At 65.2% G+C, this 15,983-nt stretch carries 13 protein-coding genes; 3 read left to right on the forward strand and 10 right to left on the reverse strand.

What is annotated here, in order from left to right; translation table 11 throughout:
• Window positions 1-37 precede the first annotated feature (37 nt).
• Complete coding sequence (locus RH91_RS02750; protein ID WP_010160989.1) at window positions 38-2,152, forward strand: prolyl oligopeptidase family serine peptidase; 2,115 nt, start codon at window positions 38-40, stop codon at window positions 2,150-2,152.
• 379 nt (window positions 2,153-2,531) lie between these two features.
• Here the strand turns inward: RH91_RS02750 and RH91_RS02755 are convergent, their stop codons facing one another.
• Window positions 2,532-3,998 (reverse strand): deoxyribodipyrimidine photo-lyase, encoded by a 1,467-nt coding sequence (locus RH91_RS02755; protein WP_010160990.1) that lies wholly within the window; start codon window positions 3,996-3,998, stop codon window positions 2,532-2,534.
• A 418-nt stretch (window positions 3,999-4,416) separates the two neighbouring features.
• On the opposite strand from RH91_RS02755, the gene RH91_RS02760 reads away from it, so the two are divergent.
• Both RH91_RS02760 and RH91_RS02765 read left to right on the forward strand, forming a co-directional pair.
• Window positions 4,417-5,154 (forward strand): hypothetical protein, encoded by a 738-nt coding sequence (locus RH91_RS02760; protein WP_010160991.1) that lies wholly within the window; start codon window positions 4,417-4,419, stop codon window positions 5,152-5,154.
• A gap of 263 nt (window positions 5,155-5,417) precedes the next feature.
• Window positions 5,418-5,759 carry a hypothetical protein gene (locus tag RH91_RS02765; RefSeq protein ID WP_010160992.1) on the forward strand — a complete coding sequence of 114 codons (342 nt, stop codon included), beginning with the start codon at window positions 5,418-5,420 and terminating at the stop codon, window positions 5,757-5,759.
• Between the two features lie 264 nt (window positions 5,760-6,023).
• On the opposite strand, the gene RH91_RS02770 is transcribed toward RH91_RS02765, so the two are convergent.
• The 9 genes from RH91_RS02770 to RH91_RS02805 all read right to left on the reverse strand — a co-directional run bounded on the left by RH91_RS02770 (window position 6,024) and on the right by RH91_RS02805 (window position 15,720).
• On the reverse strand, window positions 6,024-6,380 hold the full coding sequence (locus tag RH91_RS02770; protein WP_232283393.1) for a hypothetical protein: 357 nt from the start codon (window positions 6,378-6,380) through the stop codon (window positions 6,024-6,026).
• A gap of 29 nt (window positions 6,381-6,409) precedes the next feature.
• Complete coding sequence (locus tag RH91_RS02775) at window positions 6,410-7,414, reverse strand: GlxA family transcriptional regulator (RefSeq protein WP_010160995.1); 1,005 nt, start codon at window positions 7,412-7,414, stop codon at window positions 6,410-6,412.
• On the reverse strand, window positions 7,407-8,564 hold the full coding sequence (locus RH91_RS02780) for a DJ-1/PfpI family protein (RefSeq protein WP_010160996.1): 1,158 nt from the start codon (window positions 8,562-8,564) through the stop codon (window positions 7,407-7,409). Before RH91_RS02780 ends, RH91_RS02775 begins: the two co-directional genes overlap by 8 nt.
• A 677-nt stretch (window positions 8,565-9,241) precedes the next feature.
• The gene (locus tag RH91_RS02785) at window positions 9,242-10,474 is read right to left on the reverse strand and encodes a M20/M25/M40 family metallo-hydrolase (protein ID WP_010160997.1); all 1,233 of its coding nucleotides are present in this window, start codon (window positions 10,472-10,474) and stop codon (window positions 9,242-9,244) included.
• A 319-nt stretch (window positions 10,475-10,793) separates the two neighbouring features.
• Window positions 10,794-11,213 carry an HlyD family efflux transporter periplasmic adaptor subunit gene (locus tag RH91_RS23005; RefSeq protein WP_010160998.1) on the reverse strand — a complete coding sequence of 140 codons (420 nt, stop codon included), beginning with the start codon at window positions 11,211-11,213 and terminating at the stop codon, window positions 10,794-10,796.
• 5 nt (window positions 11,214-11,218) lie between these two features.
• Complete coding sequence (locus RH91_RS02790) at window positions 11,219-12,154, reverse strand: HlyD family type I secretion membrane fusion protein (protein ID WP_010160999.1); 936 nt, start codon at window positions 12,152-12,154, stop codon at window positions 11,219-11,221.
• 1 nt (window position 12,155) lies between these two features.
• Complete coding sequence (locus RH91_RS02795; protein ID WP_010161000.1) at window positions 12,156-13,880, reverse strand: ATP-binding cassette domain-containing protein; 1,725 nt, start codon at window positions 13,878-13,880, stop codon at window positions 12,156-12,158.
• Complete coding sequence (locus RH91_RS02800) at window positions 13,877-15,301, reverse strand: TolC family protein (RefSeq protein WP_010161001.1); 1,425 nt, start codon at window positions 15,299-15,301, stop codon at window positions 13,877-13,879. Before RH91_RS02800 ends, RH91_RS02795 begins: the two co-directional genes overlap by 4 nt.
• Window positions 15,298-15,720 (reverse strand): hypothetical protein, encoded by a 423-nt coding sequence (locus tag RH91_RS02805; RefSeq protein ID WP_232283394.1) that lies wholly within the window; start codon window positions 15,718-15,720, stop codon window positions 15,298-15,300. Before RH91_RS02805 ends, RH91_RS02800 begins: the two co-directional genes overlap by 4 nt.
• Between the last annotated feature and the right edge of the window lie 263 nt (window positions 15,721-15,983).

Consider the following 15,983-nt stretch of genomic DNA (forward strand, 5'->3'; position numbering starts at 1 on the left):
CGACCTGTACGTACTGGCCGATCAATAAAGGGGAGCCATGTCGATGATGCGCCTGATGCCAGCGGCACTTCTCCTCTCGATCGTTGCATCGTCGGCGGCCACCGCCCAATCGAGCGCCGACGATCCGTATCTATGGCTCGAGGACGTGGGATCCCCCCGCGCGATGGACTGGGTGAACGCGCACAATGCGCGCAGTGTCGCGGTCCTGGAGTCCGATCGGCGCTATTCGACGCTATACGCCCAGGCGCTAGAGATCGCGTCCGCCAAGGATCGCATTCCTGCCCCGACTTTCGCGCACGGCGAAATCTATAATTTCTGGCAGGATGCCGATCACCTGCGCGGAATCTGGCGCAAGACGAGCCTTGCTGACTACAAATCCGCGACGCCGCACTGGACGACGGTGCTCGACGTGGACGCACTCGGCAAGACCGAGGGCAAGAGTTGGGTGTTCGAGGGCGCGGACTGCCTCGCGCCCGACCAGAAGCGTTGCCTCATCTCGCTTTCCGAAGGTGGCGAGGACGCGGCCGAGGTGCGGGAATTCGATCTGGATACCGGCAGTTTTGTCGCCAACGGCTTCCACGTGCCGCGCGCCAAAACGAACGTCGCCTGGGAGGATGTCGATCACCTCCTGATCTCGACCGAATGGACGCCCGGCGACCTCACCGCCTCTGGCTATCCCTATATCCTCAAACGGCTGACGCGCGGCCAACCGCTCGCGACCGCGACCGAAATCTATCGCGGGACGAAGACCGACGTCGCGGTGAGCGCCGCGGTACAGCACGACGGGCATGGCAACACGTTTGCCTACCTGCAACGTGGGATCGACTTCTTCCACTCCGAGACTTTGGTCCTGACGCCGAACGGGCCGGTCAAGCTCGCCATCCCGCAAAAGGCCAACATCGCCGAACTGGTCGATGGCCGACTCATCCTGAGCCTTGATGAAGCGTGGCCGGCCGCTGGCCCGAGCTTCGTTGCGGGTGCCCTCGCGCAGCTCGACCTTGCGGCGACGAAGGCCGATCCGGCGCACCCCAAGCCGCGCCTCATCTGGTCTCCCGGGCCGCGCGAATCGCTCGCTGGCGTGTCTTCGACCCGTGACATGCTGCTCGTCTCGACGCTCGACAATGTCCGCGGTCGCGCGTGGGTCTATGCGCCCCAGGCGGGCGGCGGCTGGAACGTCCGCAAGCTCGATCTTCCCGACAATCTTACGGTCGGCTTCGGCGCGACCGACATGAAGTCAAACCTTGCGTTTGTCAGCGCGAGCGGCTTCCTCACGCCCTCCAAGCTCTATCTGACCGACGTGGGCGCGAGCGGGAACGCCCTCTCGGTCGCAAAGTCGCTGGCGGCGAAGTTCGACGCGTCGGGCGACGTGGTCGAACAGCGCGAGGCGATCTCGACCGATGGAACGCGGATCCCGTACTTCGTGGTGCACCGCAAGGACATCACGCTCGACGGCAACACCCCGACGCTGATGACGGCGTACGGTGGCTTTCAAGCGAGCGAGACTCCGTATTATTCGGGCGCGCAAGGCAAATTATGGCTCGAGCGCGGGGGGGCCTTCGTGCTCGCGAACATCCGTGGCGGCGGCGAATTCGGGCCGCGCTGGCACGAGGCTGGCCTCGGCGTAAAGCGCCAGATCATCTATGATGATTTCGCGGCGGTCGCGCGTGACCTGATCGCCCGCAAGATCACCAGCCCGCGACGGCTGGGGATCCAGGGCGGCTCGAACGGCGGTCTGTTGATGGGTGTCGAGTTCGTGCAGCATCCCGAATTGTGGAATGCTGTCGTCATCCAGGTGCCGCTGCTCGACATGATCCGGATCTCGAAGATTGCGGCCGGCGCCTCGTGGCAAGGCGAATACGGCGACGTGAACGCCGATCCGGCGGTGATGGCCTTCTGGCGCAAGACGTCGCCTTACCAGAACCTCAAGACGGGCGTGGCCTACCCCGAACCGTTCATCTTCACGACCACGAAGGACGATCGTGTGGGCCCGCAACACGCCCGCAAATTCGCTGCGCGGATGGAAGAGATGAAACTGCCATTTTACTATTACGAAAATACCGAAGGCGGCCATGGCGCGGGTGCCGATCTCAAACAGGCCGCCCGCACGACGGCGCTGACGATGACCTACCTGCAGCGCAAGCTGATGGATTGATGCGAACTCAGGGGTGACCGCTTCGCGAACCGATTGCGTTGGCACCTTTGACCCGCAATCGGCCATTCGGACCAGGCGTCGCGCTTTTTAGCTTCGAACGTTTGTTCATATCGAGAATACGGCCAGCCTCAAATTACAGCGCCCGGCCGCATACCCTCGGGATGTCCGTGACCGATTGTGTCCTGAAACTGTGTTTCGGCCATATCGACAGCCCCGGCTTGCGATATGATCCGCGGCATCAACGGTGCGTTCGATGACCCGGGCTGTCGGCCGCGGACCTTGTTGTTCGGCAAGGTGCGGAGGCAGGTCCCGCCTGCTCCCCGCAACCCTCGTCGTCAGAAACCGACACCTATGTTGAAGGGGAAGTACCGGCCGATGTCTAGCCGGTGAGATACGGGTCGACCGGCGGCGTTTCAGGGACGGATACCAAAGGGACTGGCCGGGACGCGGCAGTCGCCAGCCATGCGTCCCCGCCCGCGCGATGACGGGTGGAGCCATCGCCACGCGTCGCCACACGGCCATAGACCGGACGCTCGCGATCCGCGGGCGCGCCGGCGAACATCATCGCGATGTTGCCGTAGGTACTCGGGTCTCGGCCATCGAGGCTCAGCCGATCGTTGAGATAGCAAGCGGTCGCCCATGCCGCTTCCGGGCTGGGCGTCATCGCGATGAGGCGCTTGCTCCAGTACATCCGCAGGTTGTTGTGCATCCAGCCCTCGGCGAGGAACTGCCGCTGGCACGCATTCCACGTCTCGTCGCGTGTCTCGCCTTTCAGCAGGGCCGATAGCGTCTCCTGGTCGGGCCGGAGGTCGCCGGCATGGTCGGTCAAAGTCTGGCGCGCCCAGGGGGCGATCCGGTCGTACCGTTCGGGCGCGGCGAGATGCCTCGCTTGATAATGGAACCACTCCCGCCAGCCGAGCACTTCGTCGGCGAACTTGCGCTTGTGCTGTCCGCCCGCGGCGCTGCCGTTCACCGCAGCCATGACCTCGCGGGGACCAAGAACGCCAAAGTGCAGGTAGGGCGAAAGCCCGCTCGCGCCGTCGGCCCGCGTGGCGTCGTTCCGCGTGGACGCGTAGCCGGGCAGCACGTCCGCGACCAGGCGTGCCAGTCGATCCTCCGCCGCGCGGCGACCCGCTGGATGCATCGGGACGACCGGGAGCGAATGGTCGATGTCGAGACCGGCGATCAGGGTGCCCAGCTCGTCCGCACAGAGCCTGTCGGGCGTGAACGGCAATGCTCCGGCATAGGGGGCGATGGTGGCGATCTCCTCGTCCCAGGCTGCCCAAACGGCCCGCGCCGGCTCATGGCGACGCAGGAACGCCGTCCGCCCTTGCACGTCGTCGCCGATCACGGCCGGTGGCACCAGACAGGCGGCATTCACTGCGAAGACGGGCACATCGACCCTCGCCGCGACGCGCTCCGACTGCCACCGCGCAACGAAGGTCGGCTGGTCCTCCAGCAGGATTGCCGCAGCCTCGCCGCCCAGCCGGTAGACCAGCCCCTTTTCCCGTCGCCCGGCACGGTCGACATGCTGGACGCACGCCAGCCCACGCTGGCGACATCCTTCGGCGAGATCGATGCTCGCGCCCAGGATGAAGTGGTGCAGCCGGTCCGACGCATAGGGGTAATCCTCCCGGACGCCGTGATAGACCAGCACCGGCAGGCGCAGCGCGTTGCCGAGACGGATGGCGGCATCGATCACGGGGTTGTCGCTGGCGCGCAGTGCCTGCTGAAGCCAGCACAGGACGTATCGACCGTTCTGTGCGGGCACCTTGTCGTTCAGGGCGCGAACGCGCGGTGCCTGCTCCCAGTCGGAAAGACCATCGGACCGTCCAGATAGCATCATCACGAACTCCGGCCGCGGCGTTGCACCTTGGCAAACGCGGTCCTCGTCGGGCCGGTCCTGGCACCACCTGCGCCCCTGTTCGGCACAATATCCAAACCTTCGTCTCGAACCCCCGTCATCGACGACATCCCAACCGCAAACAGCTCAGGGGCACTGTCACCGTCAGCGCGTTTCGCGAGAATCCGTCTTTCATGCATTGCACACGGGTAGCAGGATCGGACCGCTGGTGGCAGTGCGGATCAACGGCATTGCGCTTGAGAAGACCCGACGGGACGGCGACATATAGCGGAGCTTTTCGCCTTCCGGACATCCGCTCCGCTGCGCCATCGAAGCAAGATTGCACGCACTTTCTTCGCCGTTATGCCCCTCTCCGGCACCTGCAGGATCGACGGGCGTTTCATGAACCGTACTTAGGGGAATGCACTTGCGCAGTCTGGATTTCAGCTCTTGGCAGAGCCTGCTCGCCACCATCCTCGGACTGACGCTGGTCACGCTGCTGGGGGTCGGCATTCGTCTGCTGACCCAGATGACGTTCCAGCAGCGCCGGGAGCGCATGAACCGGCAGATCAACGAGCGCCTCAAGACCCTCATCGCCGCCTACAAGGTCCTCGGCGGATCGTTTACGGGGGACCTGACCGTCGATCCGGCCCACCGGCGCGACCTTCGACGGCTCGAGCGGGGCGGTACCGTGGAGGAGCCGATGGCCGCATTGGATCTGAGTGCGCAAGGCGCGGAGAGGTCGGACCGCACGCGCCGCATCCGCGACGCGGTCGAAGCCGCGCTGTCTGACATCATCCTCCTGGGTACCGAGGAGCATGTCCGGCTGGCGGACAGGGCGGTGCGCGAGCTGGTCGCGGGCCACCCGGTCCACACGCACGCGCTGGTCGTGTCGCTCCGGGCGTTCGTACGCGATGCGCTCGATCTCGACCCGATCCCGGCCGACCTGACGATCGCGATGCAGGGACCCGCCCGTCCGGCATCGTCCGGCGGCGGCAAAGGCGGTAGCAACAAGGACGATGCTGGCCGGAGCGGCGGCGGTGGCGGTATGGGTGGCGGCGGCATGGGTGGCGGCGGCGGGCCTGGAGGCGGCGGTATGGGCAGCGATGGGCCTGGCGACGATCCGCACCCTGTCGCGGCGCAAAACGTGGAGCGCTAGACCAAGCCTCCCCGATCTCGGTTCCTCGCCGCCCTCTCGCCGGTTCCCGAAACCAGCCGCTGGTCCGTCCAGCGAAACGGCGGCCTCGATGCATGTCATCGCGGCCGTAGCCGGGCGCGGGGAGTTAGAGAGCGGACCTCGGCGCGCTTCTGACGTTTCGCGAATGCGGACGTTCGTTAATATGCCGATCGTGCTCGCCGGGCGTGTAGTTGTGCCGGGCACCCGCTACATAGACATCCTTCCTTGAGAGATCAGACAGACGCATGGCCCGTAAGCATTCGAAACATGGCCCGTACGAAGAGCCGGATCGCGAAGAAGAGGCAAATCCCGCGACGGTCGCACCGTGCTGGCTCTGCGGCCGCGTGCTCGGCAAGACCACCGTCTGGCATCATCCCGTGCCCAAAAGCCGGGGCGGTCGCGATGTCGTGCCGATGCATCCCGTCTGCCAGCAGGCGCTGGTGGCCAATTTCACCAATTCCGAGCTGCAACGCCACGGGATGGATGTAGACGCCCTGCTTGCCGATCCCACCGTCCGCAAGTTTGTGGATTGGGTGGCAAAGAAGGACCCCGATTTCACCGCCAGCCCGACGAAGAAGCAGCGCTGACCAGGCGGTCGGTGCGGCTTGACCGACACCCGGTCCTTCGCGCCGCCGTTCCGCGGTTCGCACCTCCCGCCATCCGTTAATGTCCGTCGGCCGACCGGTCTGGATGGCAGCGCTTTATCCGCGGAAGGGCGCTAGTTGGCGGAGCGGTCCGTCCCCAAGCGGATGCGGATCGCTGACGCAGCGGAGCGCCACCGACTCTGTCGAAAGACGATCGAATTTTGAGAATTGTCGTGTCGGTCTGCCGCGGCATCCTTGCAGGTCGGATTACTTGAGACCGAATGTGATCGTGATCCCGACCGAGCCTTTCGGACCACCGCCCGTCATGGTGGCGGTGTCCGACAAACGCCGCTCCAAAAGTTCGGTCGGATTGGCCACCCGCTCGAACCGGGGATCGAGCCGCTCGAGGCGCTGGCTGTTGCGTCGGTTCGGTCGACCACAAACGACGATATCATTCGGATCGTCCTCTGGCGCGCAAGCCGCTCGCGGAACGGAGAGGCGGGTCGGCCACTCCGGCGCACCTGCCGGCACGGGTGCAATCCCCGCGACCGCGCTGGTCGACGCCGCTTGCAGAAGCGTGGTGATGAACGTCGCTATCGCCATACCTGGCATGATGCCGTTCAATTATGTCAGCTTTTGGCCGCCTAGCGTTGCTACAGGAGACTGGAAAATCGCAGCCGATGGGTTGTCGGGTTGGTGACCAGTTGCCGCTGAAACGCGCGCCGTAGCGCTTGCTCGTCCCTGTACCCCGCGCGGACGGCGACCGCCTTCAGCGGCAAGTCGGTTTCCTCGAGTTCGCGGCAGGCCGCTTCCAGTCGCATCAGTTCGACGGTCTTGGCCGGCGTCCGACCGACTTTCGCCGTGTAGGATCGCGCGAAGGTCCGCGGCGCCATGCCCGCCTGCCCGGCAAGCCGGCCGACGGACAGGTCCGCCGTGAGATTCACCGCGATCCACGCGTGGAGTTCGACGAAACCGTGGTCGCGCGTCTGCGCCGCCAAAGGCACGCTGAACTGCGATTGGCCACCGGCGCGCTTCATGAACACGACCATCTGCCGTGCCGCATCGATCGCGACGCGTGGGCCGTAATCCTGCTCGATCAAGGCCAGCGCAAGATCGATCCCGGAGCTCACGCCGGCCGAGGTCCATAAATTCCCATCGCGGATGAAGATGCTGTCCGAGTCGATGTCCAGCGTGGGATGCCGGTGTTTGAGCTTGTCGAGCCACGCCCAATGCGTCGCGACCCGCCGACCATCGAGCTGCCCCGCTGCCGCCAGAAGGAACGCACCCGTACAGACCGAGCAAAGCCGCCGCACCGATCCGGCGCGCGAGGCGATGAAGTCGCGCAGCGCGGGCTCGACGTCGAAGTCCTCCCCCACACATCCGCCGGGAGCGATCAACGTGTCGATCGGCCTGTTCGCCAAGGACGCGGTCGCCACGGTCACGACAGGCAGGCCTGCGCTGGTCAGGATTGCCCCACCCGACGCGGAGGCGACGATCGTCTCGTAACGCGCCGGTGCTCCCGTCGGTGCGCCGCGGTTGGCCGTGGTGAGCGCCTGCAATGGTCCGGCCAGGTCGAGCAGGTTCATGCCGTCATAGGCGAGCAAGACCACGCGGAGCGTGTCGGGCGGCGCGGGCGAAACGATGCGTTTTTCAGCCATGATATCCGGGATACTCAAAGCCGAGCGCAACGCCATAGGCGGTCTGCCTGCCGTACCGATGCGCGATCTCGGCAAGGACATTGTCGAGGGTGAAGGCTGAAGTGCCGTATGCTGGCGTAACGATGCGCGTGAGAGTATCCGGATCGGTACGGTCGGGCAGAAGAATCAGGCCATGCAAGGTCGTGACCGGAGCCGGACTGCGGGCAAACGCATACGCCTTCGCCCGCCCCGTCCGCGCATACGCGTCTGCCGTGAAAGCGACAGCGATCTCATCTACGCCCGTGGCAACGGTGACGCCGATCGATTGGGGATGATGAAACCAGCCATTCAGATATTCCGTGGCGGCAAAGGCCGAGAGATTGCGACCGAACTTCGGTGCAAACCGATGACTGTCATGGACTGCGCTCCAGTCGTGCGCGCCGACCATCGCCGCGGTCGCCGCGGCACGGTCGTGACCCGCGATCGCTTCCACCAGCGCCAGCGATGTCGGGACGGCCGCACTGATGCCGGCGCTGGAAACGATCCGTCCATCGGCGACATAGCGACGGTCGTCGACCCAATGGACCCGGGGATAGGTTTTGCGGCGGTAGCCAGCGGTTGCCCAGTGCGCGGTCGCGCGATGGCCGTCGAGCACGCCGCTGCTGGCGAGCACCAGCGCGCCATCGCAGATGCTGACGAGCGTGCCGCCCTTCGCTGCCTGCTGCTTGATCCAGGACAGCAACACGGGGTCGTCGTGCCGCACGACCGCGGGCACCACGACATAATCCGCGCCGTCGGGGTAGCGCCTGTCGAACTCTGTTATCGAAGCCTGGGGCTGAATGTGAAGCGCCGGACGCATCGTCATCATTCCCGCGCCGGTAGCAACGGCGACCACCTCTCCAACCGCGGCGCGCTGCAAGATCCCGTACGGAATGACATAGTCGGTGAGTTCGGTACCCGCGTTGATTCCGACGATCGCAATAACGGGCCGCTGCCGGCCAAAGCGCGCCCGATACGGGATGATGCGTTCGATTGCCGCCGGAGCAGGGGCAGCCAGTACCGGCTGTCGCGGCTTGGAGGATTGGCCGACCGCGACCGAGCCGCACCCGGCGACGAGACAGGTCGCCGCCAGGAAGCCAAGACGATTTTGTACAAGGGCAGGGTCAAACATGGCGGGGGTCCGGTCTGGTGATGATCCCTTTTCCTGGTCCGGATTGGAGACAGCGCCTAGGACAGCCTTGCGTCATTTTCTGCCAGTTCGAGGAAGGAGCCCGCCGCGCAGCACCGCGTCAACGGATGCGGGATCAGCGCCAGATCCGTAATACTCGCCGTTCCTCGGCGTTGGGTGACCAGAGCCCGTCTTGAGTGATGGCGAGATGCTGTTTTGAACGACCACCACGGGGAAAACGACAGCTTTTCGGTGGTTTAGATGATGCGCTGACAGGGCTCACATCGGCTGTGGTAACCCGTCTGAACTTTCGGCCCGCCGTCAATGTCGTGGCCCCTTAGTGGCCCAGTAAAAAATGGAGCACCGTGCCGTCCTTTGGAAGCTTGTGGGATCTGACTGACCAATATCCTGCGAGGCAGTTCGATGAGTCGCCGTCAACGCCGGATTACCCCAGTGGCGGACGTTCGGAGGCTCACTGCCGCTGCTTATACCGGACCTTCGTTCATTACGGCTGCGATAGCAGCACGCGCCCGAAGCGCCGACGTTCCAACGTTTCACGCGCGTACTGGAACCGCCGTCCAGACACGCGAGCCGGTCCGGATCGCGGGCCGCGCCGGTCGTCTACGCAGCCAATATCCGCGTACCTCCGCCGATCCTGCGACCCGGGTCGTCGAGGGCGACTAGCGCACGGTCGCACCCGCCAGCCGTGCCGTCGCTGAGAGGGTGGTCTGCGCCGCGTTCAGCCCAAGTAGGAAGTCCTTGTCGCTGTAGGTGGTGTAGAGGTCGGTCGGCTGGTGCCACTGTGGGTCCCAGCCGCTTCCGACTTGAGCACCGCGGTCATTCTCGCGCAGGCTAACGGCCGGTGCCAGGTCCATGAACGGGGTCGAATCGGTATTGGTCATGTGGCGTCCGACCGCGGCCGGATAGTCTGTGGCGTAACGCTCGTTCGCTGCATGCAGGGCCCAGGCCAACTCCTGGGATTGGGCGGCGCGTTTGGACGCCGACTGGAATTCGATATTCACGTCCGCCTCGGGGCGCTGCACCGGACTCATGCTGCCGTCGGCCCGGGGCATCCCGTGGTCGAACAGCATCATGTCGTGCTGTATGACGCCGAGCCACTTCGGCTCCGGGTAGCGGCCAGATCCGGCGGGCGACTCCTTGCCTTGCAGGGCTGCACGCTGGTCGACATAGGCTTTGGCACCGTTCAGCCCGGTCTCCTCGTTGTTCCACAGGATGAAGCGGATTGAACGGTCGGTCTGTATGTCGGGGCTGCTGAACACGCGCGCCAGTTCCATCACCAGCGCCGTCCCCGAGCCGTCGTCATTGGCCGCCTCGCCAAAGCCGATACCGTCCATGTGAGCGCTGATGATATACATCTCGCCCGGGTGGCCGGTCCCGATCTTGGTGCAATAGACCTCCTCGCGCGGTCCTGGGATCGCGGGCGGAGTGTTCAGCGCCCGGACTCGGGCGTCGGGCTGGGCGTTGGGGTTGCTGTTGACGCCGGTTTGAAGCGTAGCGCCGCGCGAGCGCCCGCCGCCGACCGACAGGCCCGGTTCGTCCGACCCGATGTCCACCACTGCCTTGGCCGGTGCGACCCTGTGCACTGGCTCGTCGCCGAACGTGTATGTCAGGCGCTCGGTATTGGTGCAGCCGTAGCTCTTGAGTTGGCCTTCAATCCAGTCAATCGCGGCACGGTTGCGGGCGGTGCCCTGGCGGCGATCGCCGAACTGGGTAAGGCCTTTGATCGTCGCCTTATACCGCTCCAGATCAAGCCGCTTCACCAGCACGCGAACGGGATCGACCGTCCGCGCCGCCGGTTGGGCCAGGACTGGGGAGGCGAGGACGAGGGCCGTCACCACGGATATGATCCGAAAGACGCGCTTAGTCTTCGGCTGGGCCAACCTGTCGTTCATCACGTCCCCTTCTCATCGCCACGATCCGGAGGATCGGCGACTCTCGGATTCACAGTAGCCAAGGACGGGCTAAGGGCTACCCCCGAAACGGAGGTGGCGGAGCTTGGGAGCCTCGTCAGCCCAATCCGTCCTGTGTCCACCGTCGCGGGTTCTCGGACCGCCTTCATCGATTTTGCTTTATTCGGCGGAGTGGGGCGCGCCCGAGAAGGCCACAGCCTGGCGCCTCCGCCAGAAACAGTTGCGGGCCGTGCGGTGCTCTACGGGGAAATTCTCTCAAACGGCTGCAGCGTCCGAACCTCGGGATATCGTTTTCATCCTGCTATTCTCGAAAGGCGGTTTCCTTCAGCCGGGTAATTGGCGTGAGCAGATAGTCGAGCACGGAGCGGCGATCTCCCAGTAGGCTTACCGTCGCCACCATGCCCGGACCGATCTCAAGCCCCTGCCCCTTCTGGTCCGTCAGCGCGTTTCGCCTGGCGACCACGCGCACCATGTAGTGCGCTTCGCCAGTGCGCTCGTTCGTCGTGGCGTCGGGCGAGATCGCGATCACTTTCCCGGGGATCGTCCCGTACACCGCGCTCTCGTAGGCGGTGACCTCGATCCGTGCCTCCTGGCCCAGGCGGACCCGGGCGATGTCCTTGGGACTGACCATCGCCTCGATCAGCAGGCCGCTCTGCGACGGGACGAGTTCGATCAGCGGGTCGCCGGGATGGACGGATCCCCCGACGGTCGACACCAGCACGCGGTTTATCCGGCCGTCCAGTGGCGCGCGCAGGATAGTGCGGTCCAGCTTGGAGGCAAGGGCCGGCAAGGCTGTCGGCGAGCCGCGAACTCGCTTCGGGCGGCCGCCAGCTCGTCGGCAGCCTTGCCGCGCCAGTCCTCCCGCATCTGTGCCGCCGCCGCGCGGGCTTCGGCGATGGATGCAGTCGTGCGGGCAACGCTGGCCGACGCGGCGGCGACGTCGCTTGCCGCCATCGATGCCTGATTCTCTTGCTGTATCAGCGACATGCGGGGCTCGATCCCCTGCTCGACGAGAGGGCGGATAATGACGAGCTCGCGATCTGCCGCGCGCGCGGCAGACTTTCGCGACGCATACGTCGCGCGAGCCTCGGCTGCGGCGCGGTCCGCCTGCATGATGCGGGCGCTGGACTCGCCCATGACGCTCGCCAACGCGGCGATCCGCGAACGGTGGAGAGAGCGTTCGATTGCGATCGGCTCCATGGCCACCGCGTCGGGCTTTGGATCGAAGCGTGGTTCTACCCCTTTCACCTCGCCTTCGAGCCGGGCGATCTTTGCCGAAAGCGCCGCCATGGTCGCAGCGCCCGCGCCGAGTGCGGCTCCCGCCTCGGTGCGGTCCAGCGTGATCATCGGGGTGCCTGCCCGGACCGGCTGGCCTACCCGTACCAGAATCGCACTGACAATCCCGCCCTCCAGGTTGGATACGACCTGCAACTGCGCGCCGGGTATCACCCGGCCAGTGGCACGCACGGTGCGGTCGAGTACGGTCAGCCACGCCCATAGCAGAGCCACGGCGAACAGGCCGAGAATGACCCACAGGAGGAGGTTGGACGCCGTCGCCGGCCTAACCCTCTTAGTAAGATGCTCAAGGCGTCCGCCGTGGAGATCTACGACGACCGCCGCCTCGCTGGCGAACCGGGGCTGCACGGGTGCGGACAGAGACATGTCAGGCTGCCTTCACAGGGGTCATCTGACGCAGGATCGCGTCTCGCGGGCCGTCGGCGACGATGCGACCGCCGTCGAGCAGGACGATCCGGTCCACCAACTGCAGAAGCGGCGGGCGGTGCGTCACCAACACCACGGTCCGTTCGACGATCTCCGCCCGCAGCCGCTGAAGCAGCGCGGTCTCCGTATCCGAATCCATCGCCGACGACGGCTCGTCGAACAGCAGGATCGGCGGACTCCCCGCAAGCGCCCGTGCGATCGCGATCGACTGGCGCTGTCCTCCTGAAAGACCTTCGCCGCGGTCGGCGAGCTTCAGATCGTAGCCATTGGCAAGCTGGCCGATGAACTGGTGCGTTCCCGAAAGGCGTGCGACGCGCAGGAGTTCCTCGTCGTCCACCGCTGCCCGGCCGAGGTCGATGTTCTCCCGCACGGTGCCGGTCAGCAGGACGCTCTCCTGCAGGGCGGCTCCGATCGACCTGCGCATGGTTTCGGGATCGAACTGACGGGATTCCGTTCCGTCGAACAGGATCATGCCTTCCTGTGGCGGATAGAGGCCGAGCAGCAGACGCAGCAGCGTCGACTTCCCCGACCCGACCCGACCCAGGATCGCGACCTTTTCCCCGGCTCCGATCATCAGGTCCATTCCGGCAATCGTCGGTTCGGGACTTCCGGGATAGCGGAACGTAACGCCGCGCAGTTCGACATGTCCGGACAGCGTCCTCACCTTCAACGCCGCTTCGCTTGGCCCTTCGGGAGGAAGCGTCATCATCGCGTCGATCTGCCGGTAGGCTGCCCGAGTCGCGTTCAGGCGAGACATCAGCTGGGCGATCTGTCCGAGCGGTGCGACGGCGCGACCCGACAGGATCGAGCATGCGATCAGCGCGCCCATCGTGAGCTTCTCCTCGCCCATGAGGATCACACCGACCACCACGACGCCCGCGTAGGAGATGGTGTTCGCCGAAGTGGCGACGTTGACGCTGATCGTCGCCACGAGGCGCTGGGTCAGCGAACTTTGCGAGTGATCGTGCATCGCAAAGGCCCAGCGCCGCCGCATCAGATCTCCGGCGCCCGTGGCCTTGATCGTTTCGAGCGCACCGATGGTCTCGACCAGTACCGACTGCTTGAGCAGTCCACCGGTCATCGACCGGGCCGACAGTCGGTCCATCGCCGGATGCGTCAGCCATCCGGTCAGGACGACGATCGGCACCATGACGAGGGGTACGATCACCACGGGGCCGCCGAGCAGCGCGATTAGCGTGAGCGTGACGATGATGAAGGGTACGTCGACGAGCGCGGTCATGGTCGCCGAGGCGAAGAAGTCGCGCAGCGTCTCGAGCTCGCGCATCAGGCCCGCAAGCGCTCCGGTCGAGCCCTTCTTGAGATCGAGCCGCAGCGCCAGCAGGCGGTCGAACACCGTGCCGCCGACGTCCGCATCGATGTCCGCGCCGGCGATGTCGATGAAATAGGCGCGCAGCGTCCGCAGCGCGAAGTCGCCGCAGATGACGATGGTCAGACCGACCGTCAGTCCGATCAGGGAGGCGGTCGCGTGGTTCGGGACCACGCGGTCGTACACGGTCATGGTGAAGAGCGAGGAGAGCAGACCAAGCAGGTTTATCAGCACGGCGGCGATGCCGACCTTCAGATAGACCGAGGCGTTGCGTCGCATCGGCTGGATCAGCCATTCGGCGAACAGCGGCCGGCGTGCTGGGGACACGTGCAGGCTCATCGCGTGGTCTCCTGATTGTATTGCGGGATGGCGAGCGCATCGAGCAGCAGCCCGGTCCTTGCCAGCAGGACGTAGCGGGTAGCGTCGCGCTCGGCCAACGCCTGTACGAATGCCGCCGCCGTCTGGAAGTACGAGTCCTCCGATTCCAGCACGTCGAACAGGGTCCCCCGCGAAAAGGCGAAGCGTTCGGCGAGGACGTCGCGCGACTGGCGGCTCGCCAGGTAGCTCTGCCGCAGCGCCACGAGCTGCTGGTCGAGCGCGCCGACGTCCGTCCAGGCGATCACCGCGTCGCGGCGCAGCTCCTCTGCTGTCCGGGCGGTGCGGGCGTCGGCGGCATCGGCGCGCGCATCAGCCTGGTCGGCACGGGCACCGACTCCACCGAACAGTCGCCATCGCACTGCAACGCGTGCGCGTACGTCGTAGTCGCGCGCGGTCTCGAAGACGCCGTACCGGCCGGCATCGACCCCGCCTGTGATCGTCGGCAACGTGTCCGCATGCGCGGCCCGGGCCTGCAGATGGGCGGCACGCGCCACCGCGGCCGCTGCCTTGACCGTGGGTGAATGCACCACCGCCGCCGCCGCCGCGTCGCTGCTCGCGAGCTTCCTGCCCAGCGGTGGAGCAGGAAGGAGGTCGTTGGGGGGGGGGCGTCCGTAGATCTCGGTAAACTGGGCCTCGGCCGCCGCGAGCGACCGCTGGTAGATAGCAACATGCGTCCGCGCCGAGGCGAGGTAACTGTCCACGCGTGCGACATCCCCCGACGCTGTGGCACCGGACGACACGCGCTTCAGGATGGATTTACGCAGCGCCACCTGATGGTCGGTCAGTCCCTGCGACAACCCAACGAGTTCACGGTAGGCGAAGACGTTGTACCATGCGGCAATCGCCCGAAGCGCCACCTCGGTCTGCACGTTGTCCACGTCTGCTGTCGAAGCGTCGAACCGCTCGTTGGCTGATTCTATTCGCGCGCGTGTCGCACCGAAGTCGAAAAACGTCTGGTCGATGCTTGCCAGAGCGTCTGTTCGCCGGTCGGCTCGCGAGCGCTCTATGATGTTTTGCGGGTCGTTCGAGAAGGCGCGGGACGCTACTCGATAACTGCTGAACGACAGGTCCACCCTCGGCAGCAACTGCGCCTTTGCTTCGCTGCGGGCGGCACGCGCCTCTTTGCTGCCGGCTTGTGCTTCCGCTATCGCAGGGTGGCGTCGAACGGCCGCCGCGACGAGGCCACGGAAGCCGCCGACGTCATAGCTTGTGTCGTCCAGTTTGAGGATCGGGTCTTCGGCGGCCAAGATCCGGCTCATGGGGTCGCTGACGGGAGATGGAAGCGTTCGGCCGTCCGGCACTGCCGCCTTCGACGAGGGTGGCAGCGTCAGCGAAGCGGCCCCCGCGATCAAGCCGAGCAGGATCCGCGATCGCATGCTCATGACGGTTCCCCGACGCTTGGGATGAACAGCCTTGTGAGAAGGCCGCTGAGCTGTGCCTGTCGTTCCAGATCAACGCTCGTGCGCGTGCCGATCACGTCGTACCGAAGGTCGCGTGTTGCCTTGAGTCGCAGGATAAGCGGGAAGCCGTTTGTACGCCGCTGGATGAACACCAATCCCGCGAACGCATCTGGACGGTCGCTTGACGTGACCCGGGTAAATACGCCGTCGATCCGGCGCTGCGTGTTCGTCGCCTTGAAGCGCACCACGTTCTGCGAGCAGGCGAAGACCTCTCTCGCTACGGCATCGTCGCGGTCAAACACGATCTTTGGGTAAAATCCGCCTTTAGACGAGAGAATGAAAGCGTTTTCAGAAAGATGAGATCGATCGACCCCAACGGTATTTGCCGAGCACAGCGACATGTCCCACCCCTACACGACATGAGAACCTGAAACAGGACGCGGTCCCGCAACAGTATAAGCTGGCAAGACTCGGCACTACGCCGGCAGTGCCATGCGTCGAGATGCAGATTTTTCAGAGAATTATCAGGTATCTTCCATTTTTATGATGGGGAACGGTCCGACAGTCAAATACGCAAAAGGATGTATGAGGTGATGGTAATATTTCGTTAGGCATACGAGCAATGAATGATGGATTCGAGTTGCGACGACCATATCGTCGCCGG

The organism is Sphingomonas sp. PAMC 26617 (genome assembly GCF_000242835.1).
Lineage (GTDB): Bacteria > Pseudomonadota > Alphaproteobacteria > Sphingomonadales > Sphingomonadaceae > Sphingomonas.